Source organism: Mumia xiangluensis (genome assembly GCF_010994095.1).
GTDB classification, from domain to species: Bacteria; Actinomycetota; Actinomycetes; order Propionibacteriales; family Nocardioidaceae; genus Mumia; species Mumia xiangluensis.
In genome coordinates, this window is the sequence record NZ_WJYO01000003.1 from 207,779 (window position 1) to 233,093 (window position 25,315).

At 70.6% G+C, this 25,315-nt stretch carries 21 protein-coding genes and 1 tRNA gene; 12 read left to right on the forward strand and 10 right to left on the reverse strand.

Annotated elements, in window-relative coordinates; all coding sequences use genetic code 11:
* Positions 1 to 32: 32 nt before the first annotated feature.
* Positions 33 to 1,646 carry an FAD-binding oxidoreductase gene (locus GH747_RS11325; protein ID WP_149769694.1) on the forward strand — a complete coding sequence of 538 codons (1,614 nt, stop codon included), beginning with the start codon at positions 33 to 35 and terminating at the stop codon, positions 1,644 to 1,646.
* 30 nt (positions 1,647 to 1,676) lie between these two features.
* Here the strand turns inward: GH747_RS11325 and GH747_RS11330 are convergent, their stop codons facing one another.
* The 7 genes from GH747_RS11330 to GH747_RS11360 all read right to left on the reverse strand — a co-directional run bounded on the left by GH747_RS11330 (position 1,677) and on the right by GH747_RS11360 (position 12,230).
* Entirely contained in the window at positions 1,677 to 2,714 is a 1,038-nt protein-coding gene (locus GH747_RS11330; protein ID WP_149769695.1) for a PHP domain-containing protein, read from the reverse strand.
* A 51-nt stretch (positions 2,715 to 2,765) separates the two neighbouring features.
* On the reverse strand, positions 2,766 to 3,065 hold the full coding sequence (locus GH747_RS11335) for a DUF1540 domain-containing protein (RefSeq protein ID WP_149769696.1): 300 nt from the start codon (positions 3,063 to 3,065) through the stop codon (positions 2,766 to 2,768).
* 211 nt (positions 3,066 to 3,276) lie between these two features.
* Positions 3,277 to 3,918 carry a hypothetical protein gene (locus GH747_RS11340; RefSeq protein ID WP_149769697.1) on the reverse strand — a complete coding sequence of 214 codons (642 nt, stop codon included), beginning with the start codon at positions 3,916 to 3,918 and terminating at the stop codon, positions 3,277 to 3,279.
* 146 nt (positions 3,919 to 4,064) lie between these two features.
* Positions 4,065 to 4,790 carry a tyrosine-protein phosphatase gene (locus GH747_RS11345; protein ID WP_149769698.1) on the reverse strand — a complete coding sequence of 242 codons (726 nt, stop codon included), beginning with the start codon at positions 4,788 to 4,790 and terminating at the stop codon, positions 4,065 to 4,067.
* Positions 4,783 to 5,721 carry an LLM class F420-dependent oxidoreductase gene (locus GH747_RS11350; RefSeq protein ID WP_149769699.1) on the reverse strand — a complete coding sequence of 313 codons (939 nt, stop codon included), beginning with the start codon at positions 5,719 to 5,721 and terminating at the stop codon, positions 4,783 to 4,785. Before GH747_RS11350 ends, GH747_RS11345 begins: the two co-directional genes overlap by 8 nt.
* Before the next feature lie 24 nt (positions 5,722 to 5,745).
* The gene (locus GH747_RS11355; RefSeq protein WP_149769700.1) at positions 5,746 to 10,728 is read right to left on the reverse strand and encodes a DUF7927 domain-containing protein; all 4,983 of its coding nucleotides are present in this window, start codon (positions 10,726 to 10,728) and stop codon (positions 5,746 to 5,748) included.
* Positions 10,729 to 10,856: 128 nt separating this feature from the next.
* The gene (locus GH747_RS11360; protein ID WP_149769701.1) at positions 10,857 to 12,230 is read right to left on the reverse strand and encodes a cystathionine beta-synthase; all 1,374 of its coding nucleotides are present in this window, start codon (positions 12,228 to 12,230) and stop codon (positions 10,857 to 10,859) included.
* Positions 12,231 to 12,271: 41 nt separating this feature from the next.
* On the opposite strand from GH747_RS11360, the gene GH747_RS11365 reads away from it, so the two are divergent.
* Positions 12,272 to 13,240: an SGNH/GDSL hydrolase family protein gene (locus tag GH747_RS11365; protein ID WP_149769702.1), complete on the forward strand. Its 969-nt coding sequence runs from the start codon at positions 12,272 to 12,274 to the stop codon at positions 13,238 to 13,240.
* Between the two features lie 25 nt (positions 13,241 to 13,265).
* Positions 13,266 to 13,835: a hypothetical protein gene (locus GH747_RS11370; protein ID WP_149769703.1), complete on the forward strand. Its 570-nt coding sequence runs from the start codon at positions 13,266 to 13,268 to the stop codon at positions 13,833 to 13,835.
* Between the two features lie 61 nt (positions 13,836 to 13,896).
* Here the strand turns inward: GH747_RS11370 and GH747_RS11375 are convergent, their stop codons facing one another.
* A complete protein-coding gene (locus tag GH747_RS11375; protein WP_149769704.1) occupies positions 13,897 to 14,775 on the reverse strand; it encodes a Bax inhibitor-1/YccA family protein in 879 nt (292 codons plus the stop codon).
* 267 nt (positions 14,776 to 15,042) lie between these two features.
* Here GH747_RS11375 and GH747_RS11380 point away from each other — a divergent pair, with 267 nt between their 5' ends.
* The 7 genes from GH747_RS11380 (at position 15,043) to GH747_RS11410 (ending at position 22,324) form a co-directional block, all read left to right on the forward strand.
* Positions 15,043 to 16,674: a peptide ABC transporter substrate-binding protein gene (locus tag GH747_RS11380; RefSeq protein ID WP_163695528.1), complete on the forward strand. Its 1,632-nt coding sequence runs from the start codon at positions 15,043 to 15,045 to the stop codon at positions 16,672 to 16,674.
* A 106-nt stretch (positions 16,675 to 16,780) separates the two neighbouring features.
* Positions 16,781 to 17,785, forward strand: a complete 1,005-nt coding sequence (locus GH747_RS11385; RefSeq protein ID WP_149769706.1) for an ABC transporter permease — start codon at positions 16,781 to 16,783, stop codon at positions 17,783 to 17,785.
* Positions 17,778 to 18,713 carry an ABC transporter permease gene (locus GH747_RS11390; RefSeq protein WP_149769707.1) on the forward strand — a complete coding sequence of 312 codons (936 nt, stop codon included), beginning with the start codon at positions 17,778 to 17,780 and terminating at the stop codon, positions 18,711 to 18,713. The genes GH747_RS11385 and GH747_RS11390 overlap by 8 nt, the downstream gene beginning before the upstream one ends.
* A gap of 8 nt (positions 18,714 to 18,721) precedes the next feature.
* Positions 18,722 to 19,744: an ABC transporter ATP-binding protein gene (locus GH747_RS11395; protein ID WP_205602906.1), complete on the forward strand. Its 1,023-nt coding sequence runs from the start codon at positions 18,722 to 18,724 to the stop codon at positions 19,742 to 19,744.
* Positions 19,731 to 20,786 (forward strand): ABC transporter ATP-binding protein, encoded by a 1,056-nt coding sequence (locus GH747_RS11400; RefSeq protein ID WP_149769709.1) that lies wholly within the window; start codon positions 19,731 to 19,733, stop codon positions 20,784 to 20,786. The genes GH747_RS11395 and GH747_RS11400 overlap by 14 nt, the downstream gene beginning before the upstream one ends.
* Positions 20,770 to 21,519 (forward strand): type 1 glutamine amidotransferase, encoded by a 750-nt coding sequence (locus GH747_RS11405; RefSeq protein WP_149769710.1) that lies wholly within the window; start codon positions 20,770 to 20,772, stop codon positions 21,517 to 21,519. The genes GH747_RS11400 and GH747_RS11405 overlap by 17 nt, the downstream gene beginning before the upstream one ends.
* Before the next feature lies 1 nt (position 21,520).
* Positions 21,521 to 22,324, forward strand: a complete 804-nt coding sequence (locus tag GH747_RS11410; RefSeq protein ID WP_149769711.1) for a serine hydrolase — start codon at positions 21,521 to 21,523, stop codon at positions 22,322 to 22,324.
* Between the two features lie 3 nt (positions 22,325 to 22,327).
* Here the strand turns inward: GH747_RS11410 and sigJ are convergent, their stop codons facing one another.
* Positions 22,328 to 23,242, reverse strand: a complete 915-nt coding sequence (sigJ, locus tag GH747_RS11415; RefSeq protein ID WP_149769712.1) for an RNA polymerase sigma factor SigJ — start codon at positions 23,240 to 23,242, stop codon at positions 22,328 to 22,330.
* 98 nt (positions 23,243 to 23,340) lie between these two features.
* Here sigJ and GH747_RS11420 point away from each other — a divergent pair, with 98 nt between their 5' ends.
* Both GH747_RS11420 and GH747_RS11425 read left to right on the forward strand, forming a co-directional pair.
* Entirely contained in the window at positions 23,341 to 24,693 is a 1,353-nt protein-coding gene (locus tag GH747_RS11420) for an FAD-binding oxidoreductase (RefSeq protein ID WP_149769713.1), read from the forward strand.
* 21 nt (positions 24,694 to 24,714) lie between these two features.
* Positions 24,715 to 25,191: a GNAT family N-acetyltransferase gene (locus tag GH747_RS11425; protein ID WP_149769714.1), complete on the forward strand. Its 477-nt coding sequence runs from the start codon at positions 24,715 to 24,717 to the stop codon at positions 25,189 to 25,191.
* A gap of 4 nt (positions 25,192 to 25,195) precedes the next feature.
* Here the strand turns inward: GH747_RS11425 and GH747_RS11430 are convergent.
* Positions 25,196 to 25,270, reverse strand: a tRNA-Leu gene (locus GH747_RS11430).
* Positions 25,271 to 25,315: the final 45 nt, after the last annotated feature.

Below are 25,315 nucleotides of genomic sequence, written 5' to 3' on the forward strand. Positions count from 1 at the left end.
CCGACCGGCCACGTGCAGTAGAGTCCCGCGCCATGGCGGGCAACGACGCAACGCGGTCGTGGTGGGGCTGGGGCACGCTCGACGGAGCCCTCGACCCCCACGAGACACAGTCCCTGGTCCAGCGTGTCTCGGGCATGCTGCCCGACACCGACCTGACGGCTCACGAGCCACCGATCCCTGCTGCGGACGTGCTTCCCGCCGTCCGGGTCGAGCCCCCCGCGTCCTTGGCCGACCTGTGCAGCACCGATCCCGTCGACCGCGCCGGCCACACGCACGGCAAGGCGTACCGCGACGTCGTACGCAACCTCCGCGGCGACCTCGCCCACGCTCCGGACGTCGTCGTCCGCCCTCGCACCGAGCGTGACGTCGTCGACGTGCTCGACTGGTGCTCCGGGGCGGGCGTCGCCGTCGTCCCGTACGGCGGTGGGAGCTCCGTCGTCGGGGGCGTCGAGGCGAGGCTCGACGGCGACTACGCGGGAGCCGTCTCGCTCGACGTCACCGCGATGGACCAGGTGCTCGAGGTCGACCGGACGAGCCGAGCCGCCCGCATCCAGGCCGGGGTGCTGGGCCCGCACCTCGAGGACCAGCTCCGCCCGTACGCCCTCACGCTGCGGCACTTCCCGCAGTCGTTCGAGTTCTCGACGCTCGGTGGATGGCTCGCGACCCGGGCGGGCGGCCACTTCGCCACCCTCCACACGCACATCGACGACCTCACCGAGTCGCTGCGGGTCGTGTCGCCGTGCGGCGTCGGAGAGTCGCGGCGCCTCCCCGGCTCCGGCGCCGGCCCGTCACCCGACCGGATGTTCCTGGGCTCGGAGGGCACGCTCGGCGTGATCACCGAGGCGTGGATGCGCCTGCAGGAGCGGCCACGATGGCGCGCCGGGGCGTCCGTGCACTTCGACGACTGGGACGACGCCGTCACCGCGACCCGCGTCGTCGCGCAGTCCGGCCTGCACCCTGCGAACTGCCGCCTCCTCGACCCGGCCGAGGCCTACCTCAACGCCGGTGCGGCGGTCGGTGGCGGCGTGCTCGTGCTCGGGTTCGAGTCGGCCGACCACCCCGTCGACAGCGCCCTGGCACGCGCGGTCGAGATCTGCCGCGACCACGGCGGCGTGCCCGCCGCTCCGGCCGACGGCGCGACCGCCGGCGACGAGCCCAGCGCGGCTCGCGACGCGTCCGCCTCCACCTGGCGGTCGTCCTTCCTCCGGATGCCCTATCAGCGCGACGCGCTCGCGCAACGGTCGGTGATCGCGGAGACCTTCGAGACCGCCACCACCTGGGCTGCCTTCCCTGCACTGCACGCAGCGATCACCGCTGCCGCGACCGAGGCGATCCGCGAGGTGTGCGGCGTCGGCGTCGTGACGTGTCGGTTCACCCACGTCTATCCCGACGGGCCGGCGCCCTACTACGGCGTCTACGCCGGGGGGCGGTGGGACAGCCTCGTCGCCCAGTGGGACGAGGTGAAGGCGGCGGTCTCGGAGGCGATCATCGGCCACGGCGGGACGATCACGCACCACCACGCGGTCGGGCGCGACCACCGACCCTGGTACGACGAGCAGCGGCCGACCCCGTTCGCCGCGGCGCTCGCGGCAGCAAAACGTACGCTCGACCCCGCGGGGATCCTCAACCCCGGCGTCCTGCTCTGAGGTACGACCGCCCCGCTCCCACGGTCACGCTCAGCCCCGTCCGCCACCGCCGGTCCACGCGAGCAGGTCGCCGAGCGGCCAGGTGTTGATCACGCGGTCCGCCGTGATGCCGACCGCCTCGGCCCGTACGCACGCGAGGCCCTGCCACGACAGCTGGCCCGGCGCGTGCGCGTCGGTGTCGATCGAGAACAGGCATCCGCGCTCGACGGCGACCTCGAGCAGGCGGGACGGAGGGTCCCGGCGCTCCGGGCGGCTGTTGATCTCGAGCGCCGTCCCGAACTGCTTGCACGCCTCGAACACCAGCTCGGCGTGGAACGACGACTCCCCTCGCGTGCCACGGGACCCCTCGACCAGCCGGCCGGTCACATGGCCGAGGACGTCGGTGTGCGGGTTCGCGACCGCCGCGACCATCCGGCGCGTCATGGTGTCGGCGTCGTCCTTCAGCCGGGAGTGGATGCTTGCCACGACGATGTCGAGCCGTTCGAGGAGCTCCGGCTCCTGGTCGAGGCTGCCGTCGTCGAGGATGTCGACCTCGATGCCGGTGAGGATCCGGAACGGTGCCAGCTCCTCGTTCAGCCGGGCTACGACGTCGAGCTGCTCACGCAGACGCTCCGGCGAGAGGCCCCGTGCGACCGTGAGCCGCGGCGAGTGGTCGGTGAGCGCGCAGTAGTCGTGACCGAGCCGGACGGCGGTCCGCATCATCTCGTCGATCGACGCGCCGCCGTCCGACCAGGTCGAGTGCGTGTGCAGGTCGCCACGCAGCGCTGCCCGCAGCGCGGTGTCGTCACCGTCGATCGGCTCGCCGCCGGCTCGCAGCCGCGCGAGGGTCTCGGGAACCTCGCCGGCCAGCGCCTGGGTGATGACCGCAGCGGTCTTCGGCCCGATCCCCGCGAGCTCCGACCACGAGTCACGGCGCGCGAGCGCCTCGCGTCGGGAGTCGTCGAGGCCGTCGTAGACGTCGGCCGCCTTGCGGTACGCCATCGGCCGCCGCGGCTCGGCCCGGGAGCGTTCGAGCCAGTACGCGATCTCCCGCAGCGCAGCCGACGGTCCGGGGGCGACGGTCGTCACGCGCGACTCCGGACCGTCAGGCCCTGCGAGGCACGGATGGGAGCGGAGTGCTCAGACCCGCATCTGGTACGTGAGGCAGTCGGCCTTGTCCTTGCCGGGACCGACCCGGATGGCGTCGGCGCTGCACTCGAGCTCGTCGTTGTGGACACAGTCCGTACGGTGGCATGCTCCGACGCGCGCCACCACCTTGGCCAGCCCTCCGCTGGCTCCCAGGTCGATGAACGTGCCGCACGTCGCGTCGTGCGGGCTCCCGGAGATGGTGATCGCGCCTGCGTGGCACGCGTGCTCGTGGTTGTAGGAGCAGCCTGCGGCCGCGCACTCGTGGACCTCGGGAAGCTCCATGACACTCATGCCCGACCCCCTGATCGATGACCGTGGTCCCAGGCTAGGCCTGGGGGTCTGGCGTAAGGCAAGACTCAGGGCAGCGGCGCTAAGGCCAGCCTCGCCGCACCCGTGCACGACACTGGGTCCGGTGCCGTCCCTCCCGGACACCGGACCCAGTGGTTCGTCGAGCACCGCGCGCGACCGTGGGCAGATCACGCGCGGCGCTCAGTCAGGGTGCTCAGAACTGGATCGGGCCAGCCTTCAGCGACATCGTGTTGCCGGGTCCCGACAGCAGCGAGGTGAGCAGCAGGTCACGGCCGCTGGTCGGACCGATCTTGAAGCCGCAGCCCTCGAACTTCGGGATGGTGAACTCGCCCTCGAGGCTGACCGGCTCGGTCAGCGAGAACGGCGACGTGGAGTGCAGCGTGGTCTTGATCTCGCCGGTGTGGCAGCCGCTGCGCACGATGTTGATGAACGGGAGCAGGTCGGAGGAGACCCGGGGGACGTCGAGGCGGAACGTGAGGTCGACGTTGACGATGCCGCCGTCACCGACCGATGCCTTGGTCTGTCCCGTCTGGACCAGGTTCACCTTGGACGTCGTGTCACCCAGGCCGGGGATGCCGAGGAGTCGGATCTGGGCGTTGATCGTCGGGATGTTGACGTCACCGACCACCGAGATCGGCGGTCCGAAGCTGAAGTCGCCATCGAGCGATGCGCCTTCGGGGATCGTGAGCGTCGCGTTCTGGGCGGCGACGGTGGTCGTCCCGGTGATCGGCAGCGTGACGGGCTGAGCGTTGGCCGGCGTGACCGTCGCTGCGAGGCCACCGAAGATCATGGCGCCGACCGCGGCGGCACCTGCAAAGCGCTTGGTGATGGACATGGGTCTCCCTCCCAGTCGGACGGCACGGTCGGGGTTGCCCTCGGGCTGAGCCGTCTCTGTGTCGTAGGTCACGAACAGTACTGAGAAGTAACGTGTGCTGCAACCCTCAGTTACAAACCTGACGACACCCTCACCTTAGGGAGCGGTCAGCCGACCAGACGCTCCCGCACGCGGTCGATCACCGCCGACTCCGCGCCCGCGTCGTGCAGCCAGCCCGCGGTGCCGCCGGGGTGTGCGTCCCAGACGTCGAGGACGGCGTCGATCGCCTCCTGAGGGATCGCGAGGTACGACCGTGGCGCAGGACGCGACACGTCCATCGGCGGTGCCAGCCTCAATCGTTGGAGGACGGCGTCCATCGACGCCCCCGTCGCCAGGTAGTCCTTCACAACTGCGTCGCGCTCGACCCCCGCCGTACGGAGCAGCATCGCCACGGCGACACCCGTCCGGTCCTTGCCGGCAGCACAGTGAAGCAGGGTCGCGCCGTCGTGGTCGGCGACCAGCGTGGCGACCTGCGCCAGCTCTGCCCGTGCGACCTCGAGCATGCCGAGGTAGAGGGCCTCCAGCCCGCCGGTCGCCATGCGCGCCACGATCTCGGGACTCGCCGACTGCGGGCCGTCCGGTCGCAGCGCCTCCAGCAGGGAGATCTGGCGAACCGTCGAGCCGGCGACGGCGAGCGGGTGGTCCGGCCCGGACTCCGCCGACGACCGCAGGTCCAGGACCAGGCTCGGCGGCCACGCGACGCCGTCGAGCCCGCGGTCGTCTGCGCTCGGCATGGCCGACCGGAACAGCACGCCGTACGACGTCGCCGCGCCGTCCTCGGTCGGCAGACCGCCGAGGTCGCGGAGGTTCGGGACCAGGGTCGCCTCAGACATCGGCCACCGCCGGCAGGACCTGCTCGCCGAGGAGTGCGACGTGGTCGAGGTCGGCCAGGTCGAGCACCTGGAGATAGATGCGCTCCGAGCCTTCGGCGGCGTACGCGGCGATCCGCTCGGCGACCTCGTCAGGGGTCCCGCAGAGCCCGTTCACGCGGAGCTCGTCGACGTCGCGCCCGATCGCGGCAGCGCGGCGCGCGACCTCGGCGTCGTCGCGCCCGCAGCACACCACCAGCGCGCTGGAGTACGTAAGGTCGTCAGGATCGCGGGCGATCTCCTCGCACGCCGCGCGCACCCGGTCGTACATCGCACGGTGCTCGTCCACCGGGACGAACGGGAGGTTGAACTCGTCGGCGTACTGCGCCGCCAGGGCAGGCGTGCGGCGCGCTCCCTTGCCACCGACGAGCACGGGCGGCCGAGGCGCCTGCACCGGCTTCGGCAGCGCCGGGGAGTCGACGAGGGTGAAGTGCTTGCCGTCGTGGTCGAAGCGTTCGCCGACCGGCGTCTCCCACAGGCCGGTGAGGATCTGGAGCTGCTCCTCGAACCGGTCGAAGCGCTCCCCCGTCGTCGGGAACGGGATGCCGTACGCCTCGTGCTCCGCAGCGAACCAGCCCGCACCGATCCCGATCTCGGCGCGCCCGCCACTCATCTGGTCGACCTGGGCCACCTGGATCGCCAGGACACCGGGGTGGCGGAACGTCGCCGACGTCATCAGCGTGCCGAGCCGGATCGTGCTCGTGTCCCGCGCGAGTCCTGCCAGCGTCGTCCACGCGTCGGTCGGCCCGGGCAGGCCCGCCCCGTCACCCATCACGAGGTAGTGGTCGGACCGGAAGAAGGCACCGAATCCCTGGTCCTCGGCCGTGCGAGCGACCGCGAGGAGGTCGTCGTACGTCGCGCCCTGCTGTGGCTCGGTGAAGATACGCAGCTCCATGCGTTCACTCTGCCATCAGGGTGGTCAGGGCTTCTCCAGGGTCCCCTCCCCCTCGTCGTCTGCAGCCGCTCGGCGGTTCCGCGACGCGATGAGCCACGCGCCCACAACCAGCATCAGCAGCGCGAGCACGGAGATCCAGCCCGCCGGTCCGCCCGTGAACGGCAGGTCGGGGGGCGGCGTCGGCGGCGTCGCCTCTGGCGGCGTCTCGTGCGTCGTGGTCCGGCAGTCTTCTGCAGCGGCCGCCGCGCGTGCGGACGACAGCTCAGGTCCGTCCGGCGGGCAAGGCTGCGCGCCGTCCCCGGTGACCACGTTGCGCAGCACCACGTCGCGGGCGTCGTCGTCGACCGTCACCCGATAGGTGAGCGTCTGGGTGCCGGTCAGCGTGCCGACCGCCCACGTCAACGTCGTCCCTGAGACGCTCGCCGAACCGGCGCTCGCCGTGATGCTGCCCTCGACCAGCGTCGCGTGGTCGAGGACCCGCGAGAGGTCGTCGACCACGGTGACCCCGTCGACGCTCGTGCCGGAGACGATTCCAGCCCGCACCGTGTACGTGACGACGTCACCGGGATCGACGTCCGACCCGGAAGGCGGGTCGCTCGACTTCACCACCGTCCAGGTACTGGCGGGCGGGACCGCGTCGTCGTCGTTGGTGATCGTGCAGGTGACGTCATCACCGGGGGCAAGCGTGATCGTCGCACCGTCGAGCGCGGCTTCGCCGGCGGTCGCGACGCACTCCCAATCGGAGGCGGTGTAGCCCGAAGGACCGCTCTCGGCGAGGGCGTAGGCGCCCGCGGCGGTCGACACCGCGGTCACGGCATCGGAGCCGGTCACCCCGCTGTGGGTGCTCGGCCCAGTCGCCGACAGCGTCCAGTCCGTCGCTGCCGCGGTCCCCCCGTCGTCGTTCACGACCTCCTTGACGAGCGTCAGTGTCGGCGCGTCGTAGGTGTTCGTGATCGTGCAGGTCACGTCGCTGCCATTCGGGACGGTCACGGTTGCGCCCGCGAGCGCCGCCTCCCCGCAGTCCCACTCGGACGGCGTGTAACCGGCAGGCCCATCAGACTCCGACAGGTCGTAGTCGCCCGCATCCACCTCGGCACCTGTGACCGCGGGGGCGCCCGTCACACCCGTGATCGTCGTCTCGCCACCGGTCGCTGCCAACGTCCAGTCGGTCGGATCTGCCGCGCCGCCGTTGTCGTTGACGACCTCCTTGACAAGTGTCAAGGAGCCTGGCTCGTCGTCGTTGACGATCGTGCAGGTGACGTCCGCGCCGAGACCGACGGCGACGTTGGCGCCCTCCATGGTCGCCTCGCCGCAGTCCCAGTCACCGGCTGTGTACCCGGCAGGACCGCCCGTCTCGGACAGGGCGTACCCGCCGGCGTCGACCTCGACCGCAGTCACGGCCGGAGTCCCGGTAGCGCCCGTGATCGACGTCGGGCCGTCAGCCGTCAACGTCCACTCCGTGGCCTCTGCGGTGCCGCCGTCGTCGTTGGTCACCTCCTTGACCAGCGTCAACGTCCCCGGCTCGTCGTCGTTGACGATCGTGCACGTGACATCGCCGCCGTTCGGGACTGTCACGGTCGCACCCTCCAGCGTCGCACTGCCGCAATCCCAGTCACCCGCGGTGTAGCCGACCGGACCCCCGGCCTCCGACAGGTCGTACGCCCCCGCGTCCACCGTCGCACCGGTGACCTCGGCAGCCCCGGTCGTACCCGTGATCGACGTCGGACCGTCAGCCGTTAACGTCCACTCCGTCGCCTCCGCCGTACCGCCGTCGTCGTTGACGACCTCCTTGACGAGCGTCAGCGTGCCCGGCTCGTCGTCGTTCACGACGGTGCAGGTCACGTCCGCGCCGTTGGCGACCGAGACTGCTCCGGCGACGACCGGAAGCTCGCCGTCGGTGGTGATGCACACCCAGTCCGAGGGGGTGTATCCCGACGGGCCGGTCTCGGCCAGCGCGTACGACCCCGCGTTCACGGTCACGCCCGTGACCGTCACCGATCCGGTCGGCCCGCTGACGCCCGTGGTCGGCCCGTCCGCGGACAACGTCCACTCCGTCGGCTCCGCCGTGCCGCCGTTGTCGTTCGTGACCTCCTTGACCAACGTCAACGTCCCCGGCTCGTCGTCGTTGACGATCGTGCACGTCACGTCGCCACCGCTCGGGACGGTGACGGTCGCGCCTTCGAGCGTCGCGTCGCCGCAGTCCCAGTCACCCGCGGTGTAGCCCGTCGGACCGCCGGCCTCCGACAGGTCGTAGCTGCCCGAGCTGACCTCCGCGCCGGTCACCGCCGCAGAACCGGACGCGCCGGAGATCGGCGTCGGCCCGTCCGCGGACAACGTCCAGTCCTCGGGTTCGGCAGTGCCACCGTCGTCGTTCGTCACGTCCTTCACCAGGGTGAGGTGCGCCGGCTGCTCTCGGTTCGTGAAGGTGCAGAGACCGGCGAACTGAGCCTGGATGGTGATGTTCCGGGTGCTGGCTGGGATCGCCGGCCCGATCGCGCACGTCAGGTCGACGAACGTGTATCCCGGCGGGCCTCCGGACTCGGTCAGCGTGTACTCCACGCCGGGTCGGATGTTGAACGGCTCCACGGCCGTCGAGCCGGTCACGGTCACAGGCTGCAGACCCGCCGGTCCATTCACCGGCGTCGCAGTGAGGGACCAGTCGGACGGCACTGCGCTCCCACCGAAGGGGTTCTCCACGACCTTGCGCAGCGCTAGCCTCGCGGTGTCGTTGAAGGTGGTGCACCGGACGTCGTAGCCGAGCGGCACGTTCACGCCGCCGTTCAGGCCGTCTGCGTAGCCCGGGATGACCTCGCCGTCGGGCCCGATCTGCTGACAGGTCCAGCTGCCGGAGTTCCCGGCCGGGATCACGGCGTTGGGATCCTCGAACTGGACGAAGTTCACGTCGCCCTCAGACTCCGTGAGCCCGTAACGCACGCCCGGCGTCACCTCGATCAAGGTCGCGCTGTCGCTTCCGGTCGCACCCGCTGGACCCTCGAGCGCGCCGTCCGGGGCGATCGACGTCAGGGTCCAGTCGGTCGGGTCGCCCGTCCCTCCGCGGATCTGCTTCTCGAGTGTCAGCCGCGACGTGCAGGTGACCACGTTTGTGACCGTGTAGGTGTTGGCAGTCTGCGTGAGGGTCTCGTCCGCTGGCAGGCTCACGGAGACGGGCGTGCCGTTGCGCGACGTGAGCTGCTGGGAGTCCAGGGTGCAACCCGGGCGGGTCGACAGGTCGACGACCTCACCGATCTCGACGACGTCGTTGAGGAAGTAGCCGCTCTGGGCCACCCCCCAAGGCGCGTCGACCCCGTCGATGCTCCCGGCCGCGATGAACCCGCTCGGCTGAGCCCCGTCCGCGAACGGCGTACCGTCGATCACCCACTGCTTGTTGACCGTCACCGTCACCGGCGGGTTCGGGGCGCGGTTGTAGACCGTGCAGCTGATCGGGAAGGCAGCGTTCGCGGTCACCGAGAAGCCGACCGCGCCGGAGTTGGTCGAGGGCACAGCTGCGCCCGTGTCGGTCCGGACGCAGGTCGCGTTGAACCCGTTCACCGGTTGGAGCGTGAATCCGCCCTGCACCTCCTCGATGAACGAGACCGCGCCCGAGGTCGTCCCACCCGCGAACTCGAGCGGGAAGTTGACGGCACCCGTCTCGCCGGTGACGCGGAACGCGGGCGGGGTGATGGTCACGCCAGGCGCGCTGCCTGTCGCCGTGAAGGTCCAGCCCGGGGCGGGGAGCGCTCCTGCGGTCGACCCGGGCGGGGCACTCGGCGGCACGACCTGCTTGACCACCGAGACCGAGCCCTGGCACGAGCCGAGCGCGAGCGCCCGCAGCTGCTGCGCGGCCTCGGCGTAGTTCGCGGACTGGTAGTAGTCGTCGTTCAACGTCGTCCCGGAGATCGCCCGCAGGTTCTGCCCGCTTCCGGCATTGCCGACGCCGTCTCCGACACCGACGGCGACGACGCGCGTTCCGGTCGCCTTGATCGCGTTCGCCGAGAAGATGCCGTTCTCGACCTCGCGGAAACGCGTACGGCTGCCGGGCCCTTCCACGTTCTGGCCGTAGAAGGTCGGGTTGCCGTCGGTGATGAGGACAGCGACGTCGAAGGACGAGGTCGACTCGGCGACCTGGGCGAACCCGCGGTCCCAGTTCGTGCCGCCCGCGTTGCCGCCAGGCTTGGTGAACCCGGCGATCTTGTTCTTCACCGAGGTCGCACCGGCCGCCGTGGCGACCGAGGTGAGCGGGAGCGTCGTGTTGGTCGCGCCGGTGGCGGGGGCGTTGCTCGCGAACGTGAAGGTGCTGACAGCAGACGGCGTCCCCGTGAGCGAGTCGACGAACGACTGGCTGGCAGCTTTGAGACTCACCAGCTGGGCGTCGGTGACCGAGTTCGAGAGGTCGTGGACGATCGCGACGTTGATTCCGCACTGTGCGGGGAAGTCGGGGTTGTCCAGCGAGTTCTGCCAGATGCCGCCCGAGGCCTGGTTGTTCTCGTTGCCGGTACCGATCATGAAGTTCACGGTCGAGCTGTAGGTCTGGCCGTTCTGGAGGGCCGTACCGGTCTGGAACCGGTACGGGTCGGCCGCGACCGTGGTGCCGGTGCCCAGGCTCGGGTTCGTGTACCAGCCGGCCGGGGCGGCGACCTGCCGCACCCAGAACCGGCGGTTGCGGTTGACTCCTCCGACAGCCTGCGTGTTCGGAACGACGATCGAGCAGTCGCCGTCGGCGTCGGAGGTGCAGGTGAAGGCCGGAGTCCCACCGGTCGCGGCGTCGTAGAACCCGAGCTCTACTCCCGCGAGACTCGTCACGCCGCTCGTTCCCGAACGACTCCCGCCGACCTTGACGGTGATCACCGCGTTGTTGCCGGTGGCCGGCGGGACCGCCTGCGGCATGACGACCTCAGGCAGCAGTGCCGGGGCGGGCGCGGAGACCGCACCCAGCCCGGCCGTCAGTGCCGTCGCTCCGAGAACTGCCGCAACTCGTCGCCAACGTCCCGAAACGTTGCCTGTGACCATGGATCCCCCAATCCAGCGGTCTGCCAGCGCAGCCGACAGACCCCTGCATCATGCCGCAAATCCGACATGTGCACCCGAATTGGAGGACGTTTCGCGCGACGGGGCGACCCGCGACCGACGGCGCGACGTCAGAGCGTGGCGACGTACCCCAGGAGATCCTGCCGGGTCAGCACGCCCACGGGGTCGCCGTCCTCGTGCACCAGCACGGCGTCCGCGTTCTCGAGCTCCGCGACCGCTTCCTCCACCGGCTCACCGGCTCCGACGCTCGGCAGCGGCGGAGCCATGTGGTCCTCGACCATGTCCGACAACGCCGCCACGCCGTGGAAGAGCTTGTCGAGGAGGTCGCGCTCGCTCACCGCGCCGGCGACCTCGGCCGCTCGGACGGGCGGCTCGGCGCGCAGCACCGGCATCTGGGAGACGCCGTACTCGCGGAGGATCTTCACGGCCTCCGCCACCGACTCGTGCGGGTGCGTGTGCACCAGGTCGGGCAGGCGGCCGTCCTTGCCGCGCAACAGGTCTCCGACCGTCCGCTGGCCTCGCGGCGGGGTGAGGAAGCCGTACTGGGAGAGCCACTCGTCGTCGAACACCTTCGTCAGGTAGCCGCGTCCGCCGTCGGGCAGGAGGACCACGATGACGGCTTCCGGGTCGTCGAGCTCCTGGGCCAGCCGGACGGCCGCCGCGGCCGCCATCCCGGCGGAGCCGCCGACCAGCATCGCCTCCTCGCGCGCCATGCGGCGGGTCATCGCGAACGAGTCGGCGTCGCTGACCTCGATGATGCGGTCGGCCACGTCGCGGTCGTAGGTGTCGGGCCAGAAGTCCTCACCGACGCCCTCCACGAGGTACGGGCGACCGGTGCCGCCGGAGTAGACCGAGCCGTGAGGATCTGCACCGATGACCTGGACGCGCCCGTCGCTGACCTCCTTGAGGTAGCGCCCGGTGCCCGAGATCGTGCCGCCCGTGCCGATGCCCGCGACGAAGTGGGTGATGCGTCCCTCGGTCTGCTTCCACAGCTCGGGACCGGTCGTCTCGTAGTGGGCGCGCGGGTTGTTGGTGTTCGCGTACTGGTTGGGCTTCCAGGCCCCGTCGATCTCGCGGACGAGCCGGTCCGAGACCTCGTAGTAGGAGTTCGGGTGCTCCGGCGGGACCGCCGTGGGGCACACGACTACCTCGGCGCCGTACGCCTTGAGGACGTTGCGCTTGTCCTCGCTCACCTTGTCCGGGCACACGAAGACGCAGCGGTAGCCCTTCTCCTGCGCGACCATGGCGAGGCCGACCCCGGTGTTGCCGCTGGTCGGCTCGACGATCGTGCCGCCCGGCTTCAGCTCCCCCGACGCCTCGGCCGCCTCGACCATCCGCGTGGCGATGCGGTCCTTCACGCTGCCGCCCGGGTTGAGGTACTCGACCTTGGCGAGCACCAGGCCTGGTGCGCCGTCCGTCACTCTTCTGAGCTTGACCAGTGGCGTGTTGCCGACGAGGTCAAGAAGCGCGTTAGCGTAGTCCACACTTCGCAGTGTAGGTCGGAAAGGAACGGTGGCCCGAGGCGATGACTCGAGCACGGGCGGCACGCAACCTCGCAGCAGCCGCCGTCGTCGGCGGCAAGGGCCTCGGCGTCCTCGGACTCCTCGGTGGAAGCGCCTTCGGGATCCTCAAGCTCCAGGCCGGGCACGCGCGCAAGGCGATCGGTGTCTCCGACGAGCGACCGCCGGCACCCGACGGCCTGTACGGCGCCGACCTCCCTGGCGAGCCGATCCGTTTCGTGATGCTCGGCGACTCGACGGGCGTCGGGTACGGCATGACGCGAGCCGAGGACACACCCCCCGCGCTGTTCGGGGCGGGGTTGTCGCAGATCGCGGGACGCCCGGTGGAGGTGACCAGCCAGGCCGTGGTCGGCGCCGTGTCGAAGGACCTCCCGGGCCAGATCGAGCGGGCCCTGCCGTCGAGGCCGCAGGTCGCCGCCGTCGTGATCGGGGCCAACGACGTCACGCACGTGAAGAGCGTCCCTGGCGCGGTCGCCGCGCTCGGCGAGGCGGTCCGCACGCTGCGGGAGCACGGGTGCGAGGTCGTCGTCGGCACGTGTCCCGATCTCGGCACCGTGCGCCCGCTGGGCGTGCCGCTGAGACTCGTCGCCCGCCGGATCAGCCGCCGGCTCGCTGCCGCGCAGATGATCACCGTGGTCGAGGCGGGCGGACGCGCGGTGTCGCTCAGCGACCTCCTCCAGCGCGACTTCTGGATCGCACCGACCGAGATGTTCGGCGACGACCGGTTCCACCCGTCGGTCGCGGGGTACGCCAGCTTGGTGGCGGCGATGCTGCCGTCCGTCGCCGTCGCGATCGGTGTCTGGGACGACGACGAGGAGGACGCCCGCTACCCCGAGGGTGTCGTGCTCCCCGTGTCGTTCGCCGCCGCCGAGGCCGCCGACATCCCCGGCACCGAGGTCTCCCGGACCGAGGTCGGCGGAGCGGACCGCGGCCCGCGCGGACGCTGGGCCGCGCTGCGCGTCGTACGCCGCTGACCACGCCGCGCCGTACGGTGTGGCCATGATCTTCGACCGGCCGACGCTCGACGGGATCGTCGCTGGCCGGGTCGACCGGGCGTACCGGCGCTGGACCCGACCGCAGGTGAAGCCCGGCGGCCAGCAGCGCACGGCAGTCGGCGTGATCGGGTTCGGTGACGTCGTACGCGTCGACGCCGAGGCCATCTCCGACGCCGATGCGCGCGCGGCCGGGCAGCGCGACGCAGCGACTCTCAGGAAGAAACTTGCCCGCAAGGACGGCGACGTGTGGTGCGTCGCGGTGCACCTCGTCGGCGCCGACCCTCGCGTGGCGCTGCGCAACGACGCCACGATCGATGCGGACGCCCGCGCCGACCTCGACCGGCGGCTCGCCCGGATGGATGCTGCGGCGGACCGGCCGTGGACGCGCGCGGCGCTGGAGGCGATCCGAGACCGACCCGCGGTCGTCTCGACAGAGCTCGCCGCATCGCTCGACCTGGAGCGGTTCCTCTTCAAACGGCGCGTGCGCCGCCTCAAGGAGCTGGGGCTCACCGAGAGCCTCGAGGTCGGCTACCGGATCTCGCCGCGCGGAGCCGCGTACCTCACCGACCAGTGACCCCCGAACGCACAGCGCCCCGTCCCTCAGAGGAGGGACGGGGCGCCGAGGGTGCGACCTGCTAGTTGTCGCCCCGCAGGATCGCGAGGATGCGCAGGATCTCGAGGTACAGCCAGATCAGCGTGACCGTGAGGCCGAACGCCGCACGCCACGACTCGCGCTCCGGGAGCCCGGCCCTGATGCCGTTCTCGACGAAGTCGAAGTCGAGGATCAGGCACAGCACGCCGAGGACGACCGCGACCACGCTGACGATCAGGCCGAGCCCGGTCATGTCGCGCAGGCCGAAATCGGCACCGAAGAAGCTGAGCACGAAGTTGACCAGCAGCAGCGCGACGAAGCCGAACATGACGGCCGTCAGTCCCCGGCGGAACTTGTCGGTCACCTTGATGTTGAAGAAGCGGTAGACGAACAGCGTGCCGGCGAACGCGGCGATCGTGCCGAGCACCGCCTGCGCGACGATCGCGGTGTCGCCGACCCACGACGCGATGATCTTGGAGAAGGCGCCGACGAAGACACCCTCGACCACGGCGTAGGCGAGGACCAGCGCGGGGCTGATGACCTTCTTGAACGAGTTGACCATCGCCAGGACGAAACCGATGATCGCGCCGCCGGTGGCGAGCGCGCCGGCCTTGGCGATGGCGTCGGTGTCGGCCCCGCTGATGTCGCCGATGAAGTACCAGGCGACCGCGGCGCTGATCGCGGTGAGGCCGATCGTCAGGGCGGTCTTCTGAACGACCGAGTCGATCGTCATGCGGTCGTCGACGGCCACGCCGTACGGCGGCTGGCCGGAGCCACCGCCGAAGCCGTCGGGCTGGCCTCCGGGCTGCCCACCGACCTGCCAGGTGCTGGGGTCCGTGTAGCCGGTCGGCGCGGTGCCGGGCTGGGCCGCGCGACCGTTGAACTCGTCGCTGCGGGCAAAGACGGGGTTGCTGCTCTTCATCAATCCTCCGTACGCGGGCGGGCTCGGACGAGAGTCCGTCGATGTCAACCCTACCGGAAGCAAGGCAACCCAAACTTACGTACGGTTTCCTGGGGCAGTTTCGCCGATATCTCAGAGAATCAGGGGTTGCCGAGGACGGTTTCCGGAGCGTAACTTTCACAGAATCGCGGTCACGAATTCGTTACGGCTGTTCCTTCGCCGCCTTGCGGTGGGGCAGGATCGACACAGCCTCCCGGGCGGATGGGGGGCCCACTCTTGGAGGCAAACGTGAAGACAGCTCGACTGGCTGCGGGGCTCACGGCCCTGGCCTTGGTGGTGACCGGCTGCGGAGGCGGCGACGAGTCCGAGGGCGACGGGGATGCGACGGTCAAGCTGACCCTCAGCCAGGACGTCGACACGCTCCTGCCGATGGACTCCAACGTCAGCGACAACATCAGCGTCCTCGACGTCGTCTACGACGGCCTCGTCCGGTACGACCCGAAGACGACCAAGCCCTACAACTACGTCGCCGAGGACATCTCGTCGAGCGACAACACCGTCTGGACGATCAAGATCAAGGACGGCCTGACGTTCCAGAACGACGAGCCCGTCGACGCCGAGGCGTTCGCCCGCGCGTGGAACTACGCCGCATACGGCCCCAACGCGATGGGCAACAACTACTTCTTCGAGCGCGTCGCCGGCTACGACGAGATGCAGGGCGAGTACGAGGAGGACGACGAGGGCAACGTCACCGTCACCACCGAGCCGACCGCCAAGGAGCTCAGCGGCGTCAAGGTCGTCGACCCGCAGACCCTCGAGGTCACCCTGAACGGCCCGTTCGCCGGCTTCGCGACGATGCTCGGCTACACCGGCTTCTTCCCGATCGCACAGGAGTGCCTCGACGACATCGAGGCCTGCTCGACCCAGCCGATCGGCAACGGCCCGTTCGAGATCGAGGAGTGGGACCAGGGGCAGTCGCTGACCGCCAACAAGTGGGACGACTACTCGCTCGAGGAGACGCCCGACTTCAGCCGCATCGAGTGGACCGAGTACTCCGGTGACTCCGACTGGGCCGACTTCGAGGCCGGCGACATCGACGCGTCGTTCCCGCCGCCCGCCGAGTGGCAGGCCGCGGTGAGCGATCCCGACCTCTCGTCGCGCATGGTCGAGGGACCGGGCGCCGCGCTGAGCTACGTCGGCTTCCCGATGTACCTCGGCAAGCCGTTCGACGACGTCGAGTTCCGCAAGGCGATCTCGATGGCGATCGACCGCGACACCATCATCGAGAAGGTCGTGCCGGGGCGCTTCGTCGCTGCCGACAGCTGGGTGGTTCCCGACGGTGTGCCCGGTGGTGTCGCCGGCACCTGCGAGTTCTGCACGTTCGACCCCGATGCAGCCAAGGCCGCCCTCGCCAAGGCCGGCGGCTGGCCGAAGGACAAGAAGCTGATCATCCACCTCGGTGAGGACCCCGAGAGCGAGGCCATCTTCAAGGCGGTCGGCGACTCGATCCAGCTCAACCTCGGCATCCCGTACGAGCTGGACCCGACGCCGGACTACTTCGACCGTCGCTCGGCTCGCGACTTCACGGGCATCATGCGGGCGAACTGGTTCCCGGACTACCCGCTGAACGAGAACTACCTCGCTCCGGTCTACGCCAGCGGTGACCCGAAGGAGGGCAACACGAACTTCGGCTACTACAACGCCGACTTCGAGGCGCTCATCCAGGAGGGCGACGCCGCCCCCGACCTCGAGACCGCGGTCACGAAGTACCAGGAGGCCGAGAAGGTCCTCGCCTCCGACATGGCGTCGGCACCGGTCGCGTTCAGCAAGAACGTGATGTTCTACAGCGACCGTCTCGACAACGTCGTCCTCGACCCGTTCAGCGGCGAGGTCAAGCTGCGTCTGCTGCAGGTGAACTGACCACGGCCGGTGGCCGGTGCCCCCAGCGGCACCGGCCACCGGTCCCCCAGCCGTACGCATCGGTGCGCCGCGTCGTACGGCCCTGATTCGAGGAGATGAGCGAGACTTGGGTCGCTACATCACACGGCGGGTGCTCCAGGGCTTCCTCACGCTGTTCCTGGTGATGTTCCTGCTGCACCTGCTGACGACGCTGGCGATCCAGCTCAACGGCAACCCGGCCCAGGCGTTCTTCGGTGACCGCACGCCGAGCCCGTCGCAGCTGGCGGCGGTCGAGACGCGGTACGGCCTCGACGACCCCTGCTACGACCAGCTCGGCAACCCCTGCATCGGGCCGTTCGTCGAGCGGCTCGGCGACTACGCGCAGGGCGACTTCGGGGAGAGCCTCCGCGGCCGCCCGGTGACCGACATCGTCTCCACCGCCGCACCCAACACGCTGCGCCTCTTCGTCGTCGTCACGATCACGTGGCTGGCGATCGGCATGACGCTCGGCGGCATCGCGGCACGCCGCCGCGGCAAGGCCAGCGACCACGGCATCCGCGGCCTCTCGATCCTCATCGACGCCCTGCCGATCTTCGTGCTGCTGCTCGTCTACAAGTACATCTTCTCCGTGCCCCTCAGCCGCTGGGCGAAGGACACCTTCGGGTCGGACAGCCTCCCGGCGCTCCTGTTCAAACCGTCGTTCTCGCCGCAGCACGCATGGGCGACCCTGATCGTGCCAGGCATCCTGCTCGGCCTCGCCGGCTCGGCCGCGTTCATCCGCCTGGTGCGGGCCGCACAGCTCGAGACCTACAACGCCGACCACGTCCGTACGGCCCGGTCCAAGGGCCTGAGCGAGCGTCACGTCTCGCGCCACCACGTCGTACGCAACTCCGCCATCCCCGTCGTCACCGCCGTCGGCATCGTCTTCACCGAAGCCCTCGCCGGCGCCGTCATCACCGAGGGGATGATGAACATCTACGGGATGGGCGGCGTCTTGTGGAAGGCAGTCCAAGACAGCGACGTCTCCGTCGTGATCGGCGTCGTCACCCTCCTGGCGGCCGTCACGGTCGTGGTGATGCTCGTCGTCGACGTCGTCTACGCCGCACTCGACCCGAGGATCCGCTATGAGTGACCCCAGCGTCTCCGCGCTCATCGCGGAGGAGACCCAGAGCGGCGTCCCGTCGCGGTCGTTGTGGTCGGAGGCGTTCCGTACGCTCCGGCGCCGTCCCGACGTCATCCTCGCAACGATCGTCGCCGTCTTCTTCCTGCTCGTGGCGCTGTTCCCCTTCCTCTTCACGTCGAAGGACCCGCAGCGCTGCGACATCGCCGAGTCCCGCCTCCCCCCGCAGTGGTTCGGCGGGGAGCACCCGTTCGGGACCAACGCGTACGGCTGCGACGTGCTGGCGCAGCTCGTGCACGGCACGCGTCCGTCCCTGCTCCTGGCGTTCATCGTCGTCGGGGTGTCGGTGCTGATCGGCGTCACGCTCGGCACCGTGTCGGGCTACTACCTCGGCATCGTCGACGCCGTCGTCTCGCGGATCGTCGAGGTCTTCCTCGTGATCCCGCTCCTGCTCGCGGCCCTGCTGCTGCTGTCGCTGTTCCGCAACATCGATCTCGGGGACGGCCCGGTGTCCACGATCGCGCAGCCCGCGATCGTGCTCACGATGTTCGCGTGGATGGGATACACCCGCTACGTCCGCGCCAGCGTGCTCGAGACCAAGAACCTCGACTACGTCACGGCGGCGCGGGTGCTGGGCGCCTCGGACCTCCGCATCATGGTGCGTCACGTCCTCCCCAACGCGATCGGCACCGTGACGGCCCTTGTCCCCACGGCCATCGCGGCCGTGATCGGCACCGAGGCCGTCCTCGCGTTCCTCGGCATCGGGGTCCGCCCGCCGGCGGTGAGCTGGGGGATCATGATCGAGGAGGGGTCGCAGTGGTTCACCGGCGGCTCCGAGTACCTCCTGCTCTTCCCGCTCGGCTGCCTGATGGCCACGGTGCTGGCGTTCGTCGTGATCGGCGACAACCTCCGCGACGCGCTCGACCCGAAGCTGAAGTGAGGGCTGACGTGACCACTGATCCCACCCGGGACGGCACACCCGTCCCCCTCCTGCAGGTCGATGACCTGGCGATCGAGTTCGCCACACCCGACGGCGTCGTCCGTGCGGTCGACGGGCTCTCGTACTCCGTGAGCGCCGGCCGCACCCTCGCGATCGTCGGCGAGTCGGGCAGCGGCAAGAGCGTCAGCTCGCTCGCCGTGATGGGCCTGCTGCAGCAGCCGCCGGCCCGCATCGTCCGTGGCTCGATCCGGTTCGGCGGCACGGAGCTCCTGTCGCTCGGCCAGAAGGCGCACCGCGCCGTGTGCGGCGAGAACATCGCGATGGTGTTCCAGGACGCGCTCGCCGCGCTCAACCCCGTCCACACGGTCGGCTGGCAGCTCACCGAGGCGCTGCGCGCCCGGCACGGGATGTCACGCCGCGACGCCACCGCCCGCGCCGTCGAGCTGCTCGACCTCGTGAAGGTGCCGAACGCCAAGCAGCGGGTGAAGGAGTACCCGCACCAGTTCTCCGGCGGCATGCGCCAGCGCGTGATGATCGCGATGGCACTCTCGATGGACCCGGAGGTCCTCATCGCCGACGAGCCGACGACAGCGCTCGACGTCACCGTCCAGGCCCAGATCATGCGGCTGCTCAGCGAGATCCAGGCCGAGCGCCAGATGGGGCTGATCCTCATCACCCACGACATGGGGGTCGTCGCGAACGTCGCCGACGACGTCACGGTCATGTACGCCGGTCGGGCCGTGGAGCAGGCCTCGGTCTTCGACATCTACGCGGCGCCCGCCCACCCGTACACGCGCGCGCTGCTCGGCTCCATCCCGCGGCTGGACCAGAAGGGCGGCGGGCTCGCGGTCATCCCGGGGCGTCCGCCGGATCCGACCCAGGTCCCGGCCGGCTGCGCGTTCCATCCGCGGTGCGCGTTCGCCGAGGACGTCTGCCGGGCCGACCCCCCACCACCGACGGTCTCCCTGCCGTTCGACCGCACGTCCGCCTGCCACTTCGCCGAGGAGGTGATGAACCATGACGAGCACTGACGTCGTGCTCGAGGTCCGCGACCTCGCGAAGTTCTACCCGGTCCGCCGAGGCATCGTCCTGAAGCGTCACGTCGGAGAGGTGAAGGCGGTCGACGGGGTGTCCCTGTCGCTGCGCCGCGGCAAGACCCTCGGCCTCGTCGGCGAGTCCGGCTCCGGCAAGTCCACCCTCGCCAAGGTGCTCGTCGGCATCGAGAAGCCGACCCGCGGGCAGATCCTCGTCGACGGCGAGGACGTGTCGAACCTCGGCCGCGCCGAGCGCCGGGAGCTGCGCCGCCACATCCAGATGGTGTTCCAGGACCCCTACACCTCGCTCAACCCGCGCATGTCCGTCGGCGAGATCGTCGGTGAGGCGTACGCGATCCATCCCGACGCCGTCCCGGCCGGCGGCAAGGCCAAGGCCGTCCGCGAGCTCCTCGACCGGGTCGGCCTGAACCCCGACCACATCCACCGCTACCCCCACCAGTTCTCCGGCGGGCAGCGCCAGCGCATCGGCATCGCGCGAGCCCTCGCCGTACGCCCGAAGATCCTGCTGTGCGACGAGCCGGTGTCCGCGCTCGATGTGTCGATCCAGGGCCAGGTCATCAACCTGCTCGAGGAGCTCCAGGACGACCTCGGGCTCTCGTACCTCTTCATCGCCCACGACCTCTCGATCGTCCGGCACATCGCCGACGAGGTCGCGGTGATGTACCTCGGCCGTCTCGTCGAGAGCGGCACCGACGCGGAGGTGTACGAGGTGCCCAGCCACCCCTACACGCGAGCGCTGATGTCCGCGGTCCCCGTTCCTGACCCGTCGCTTCGCGACCAGCGGCGGGAGATCGTCCTCGAGGGCGACATGCCCTCGCCCGTCGACCCACCCCAGGGCTGTCACTTCCACACGCGGTGCTGGCTCGCGCCGCTGATGGAGTCCCGCGTCGACCCGGCCGGCTCTCAGTCACGCTCCATCCCGACGATCTGCCGCACCGAGAGCCCGAAGCTCGGTGCGCTGGAGTCTCCCGACCACCTTGCCGCCTGCCACTTCGCCGACGATGTCTCCGCTCACTGAGGCGGACGAGACGGCTCGCCCCGCCGTCCTCGTCGTCAAGAACTCCCCGACCAGCGGGCCCGGGCGCCTCGTCGCCTGGCTCGAGGCGGCCGGGGTCGACAGCCACGTCGTCGACGGCGCGGACCTGCCGCGGTCGCTCGACGCGTACGACGGCGTAGTCACCCTCGGCGGCGGGTTCATGCCCGACGCCGACGAGCGTGCGCCGTGGCTGCCCCGCGAGCGCGAGCTCACCGTCGAGGCGCTCAAGCGCGAGGTGCCGCTGCTCGGCATCTGCCTCGGGGCGCAGATGCTCGCGCTCTGCGCCGGTGGGCAGGTCACGGCGGACTCGGGAGAGACCGAGCGCGGTTCCTGTCCCGTCGACCTTCTCCCCGCCGCGGCCGACGACCCGGTCTTCGCCGAGCTCGCGGCCGAGACGTCGCTGCGGATGATCCAGAACCACTGCGACAGCGTGACCGCGCTGCCGGCGGGCGCCGACCTGCTCGCCACCAGCGACGCGTGCGCGGTGCAGGCGTTCCGCGTCGGCGTGTGCGCGTGGGGCCTGCAGTTCCACCCCGAGACCGGTCACGAGCGCCTGCGGACGTGGAACGAGGCCGAGCTCGCCAACGACGGCTTCGACCGCGCCGCACTCGTGGCTGCCGCCGAGGCCGACGCAGAGGTCAACGAGCGGCAGTCCCGCACGCTCGTCGAGGCGTTCGCGCGGGTCGTACGCGACTCCGCCCAGAAGGGAGAATGAGATGTCCGCGACAGGCACCTACAGCGACGGCACGCCGGTGATCGCCTTCCGGGTCGCCACCGCGTCCGGCGACGTGCTCGCCGAGCGGAACGCCGGTGAGGCGTTCTATGCCGCGAGCACGATCAAGGTCGCCCCGCTCGTCGCTGCCGTCCGTCTGCTCGAGTCGGGCGACCTCACGCTCGACACACCCCTGATCAGCCGCGACACGTTCACGAGCCAGGTGCCCGACGCGCCGGACTACCGACTCGTGCCCGACGACGTCGACCACGGCATGGCCCCCGCGGGAGAGCCCATGCCGCTGCGCGAGGTGCTGGAGCGGATGATCATCGTCTCGTCGAACGAGGCGACCAACATGGTCATCGAGAGAGTCGGGCTGGACGCGATCGCCTCGGTGCTGGCCGACGCCGGCGCGCACGACAGCAGGATGTCCCGGCAGTACGGAGACCAGGCGGCAGCAGACGCGTACGGCGCCAGCAACGTGGTCACCGCGGCCGACCTCACAGCACTGATGGGCGCCCTTGTCGCCGGACGGCTTGCCGGCCCTGAGAGCACACGGTTCATGGTCGACCTGCTCGCTCGGCAGGAGGACCCGCTGATCGCGGCAGACGTGCCCGACGGGGTCGCGTGGGGCAGCAAGTCGGGATCGGTCGAGGCGATCCGGCACGACGTCGCCTTCGTCGGCACACCCGGCCCTGACGCCGTCGTGATGGCGGTGTGCACCCGGGGCTATCCCTTTGAGGACGCCAACGAGACGATCCGGGCGCTCGGCGGGCTGGCGATCGCCCTCACCGGCATCGCTCGCTGAGCGTCACCGCGCCCACGCACCCAGCTTGTCGGGGTTGCGGACCGCCCACACCCGGGTGATCCGGCCGCGTGTGACCTGGAAGGCGAGGACCGTGACGACCGCACGGGCGTCGCGCACGACCAGACCCGGCTGACCGTTGACCGGCCGCGTCTCGAACACGAGCCCCGGCGCACGATCGCGCACACCGAGAAAAAAAGCCGCGACGTCCTCCGCTCCGGAGACGGGATGCAGCGCGGCAGCGACCTTGCCGCCGCCGTCGACGACCACCGTGGAGTCGGGGTCGAGCACTGCGAGCAGGGAGCTCATCTCGCCGGTCTCCCAAGCCTCGCGGAACGCTGCCACCACGCCGCCGGCACCCGGCTGCACGGCGTCCTCGACGTCGGCCTCACGCACGCGGCGCCGTGCCGACGACGCCAGCTGTCGGCAGGCCGCAGGACTGCGGTCGAGCATCTCGCCGACCTCGGCGAAGCTGAACGCGAACACGTCGTGCAGGACGAACGCCACCCGCTCGGCCGGGGTCATGGTGTCGAGCACGACGAGCATCGCCATGCCGACCGACTCGTCGATCGTGACGCGCTCTGCCGGATCGACCGCACCTGTGCCGCCCTGGCTGGACCAGCGTGCCCCCTCGGGGAGCGGCTCGGGGATCCACTCGCCGACGTACTGCTCACGGCGGGCGCGCGCCGACCCCAGGATGTCCAGGCAGATGCGGCTCGCCACCCGGATCAGCCACGCCGTCGGACGCTCGATCGCGTCGCGCTGCGCGTCGGACAGCGCGAACCAGCGTGCGTACGACTCCTGGACGACGTCCTCGGCCTCTGCGACCGAGCCCAGCATGCGGTAGCCGACATCCATCAGCGAACGCCGCTGGCGCGCCTCGCCCGCCGCCGTCTCATCGCGTTCGAGAACCAGGTGCATGCTCCGATCCTGACCGATGGCACTGACAGACCTCACGATTCCGGGCGCTGCGTCGTCGTAAGGGTGAGACACCACGAGGGACGAAGGAGCACCACCCCATGACCGACTACACCGCACTCCGCGCCCGCCTGACCGGCACGCTGACCACGCGCGACGTCCCGGACCACACCGCGGGAGCGACCGCGTTCAACCTCGCGATCGAGCACGACCCCGATGCGGTCGTCCACGCCGCCACCGAGGCCGACGTGGTGGAGACCGTCCGCTTCGCGCGCGCCGAGGGCGTGCCGCTCCACCTGCACACCACCGGCCACGGCGCACCCACGGCGTACGCGTCAGGCATCGTCCTCGCGCTCGGGGCCCTCTCCTCGGTCGAGATCGACCCGCAGGCGCGGACCGCGACGATCGGCGGCGGCACGCGTTGGGCCGACGTCGTCGCCGCCGCTGCCGAGCACGACCTGGCTCCCGTCACGGGCTCCTCGACGAACGTCGGGGTAGTCGGCTTCCTCGTCGGCGGCGGCATCGGGCCGCTCGCCCGCAGCCACGGCTTCGGGTCCGACCACGTCGTCTCCGCCAGGGTTGTGACCGGCACCGGCGACGTCGTGGAGGCCTCGACGGAGGGAGATGCCGACCTCCTCTGGGCGCTGCGGGGCGGCAAGACCGGCCTCGGCGTCGTCACCGAGATCACGGTTGCGCTCTCCGCGGTCCCCGCGCTGTACGCCGGGACGCTCTTCTTCGACCTGGAGGCGAGCACCGACCCGTACGCGCGCTGGCTCGACTGGACGACGACCGCGCCCGCGGACGTCACGACCAGCGGGATGATCATCAGGTTCCCCGACCTCCCGTTCATCCCGGACCCGATGCGCGGCAAGCACCTCTTCGCGCTCCACGTCGCCTTCCCCGGGACCGCCGACGACGGCGAACGCCTCACCAAGCCGCTGCGCGAGCTCGGCGACGTGCACCTCGACGACCTCGGGCCGATGCCGCTGGGCGAGGTCGCCCGGATCACGGGCGACCCCACGGAGCCGGGCCCGTCCTTCCTGCGCGGGGCGACGCTCTCGCGGGTCGACCGCGACCTCGCCGACGCGGTGCTCTCGCTCGCAGGTCCAGGGAGCACGCTCCCGATCATGGGCCTCGAGGTCCGGCACGTGGGCGGGGCCTCGGCAGCAGGCGCGCCCGATGGGTCGTCGGCGGCTGGCTTCCGCGACTTCGACTACACCGTGACGGTGCTCGGGGTGCCCGACCCGGCGCTCTTCGACGACGTGCTCCCCGGGGTGTTCGCGCAGGTCGAGGAAGCGATCGGGGCCTGGCGCTCGCCACACCTCTCCCCCAACTGGATGAGCGACCCGTACGACGCCGCCCAGATCGCGCGGACCTGGCCGCAGGACGTGCTGGCCCGGCTCGAGGCGGTCCGGTCCACCCACGACCCGGATGGTCTCTTCGCGCAGGCTTGACGGGCGTGGGAGCCTGACCGGATGACGCCACCCGAGACGTACGAGCCCCGTCTTGCGACGCCTGGCGACGCCGACGAGGTCGCCAGGCTGCTGCACGACTTCAACACCGAGTACGCCTGGCCGTCACCCGGCGCCGACGTCCTGACACCGCGCCTGCGCAACCTCCTCGGCGGGATCTCGACGTACGCGGTGATCGCTGGCCGGCCCGCGGTGGCGGTCGCGCTCGTCACCGTGCGGCCCAACGTCTGGTACGAGGGTCCGGTGGCGCTGCTGGACGAGCTGTACGTCGTCCCGAGCCTGCGCGGGCAGGGCATCGGGACCACGGTGCTCGACCTCGTGACGGCCCACGCGCGCGAGCGGCACGTCGCCCTCGTCGAGGTCAACGTCGACGAGGGCGACGTCGACGCGCAACGGTTCTACGTGCGGCACGGGTTCTCGATGATCGAGCCCGAGACCGGGGAGCGCGCCTTCTATCTCCACCAGGAGATCGGCGACTGACGGGTGCTCCCGGCGGGACTCGAACCCGCACCTTGGACGGGTTTAAGCCGTCTGCCTCTGCCGGTTGGGCTACAGGAGCGTGGGACCCATTGTGGCGTACGGGTGGTTTCGACTCGCTGCGCTC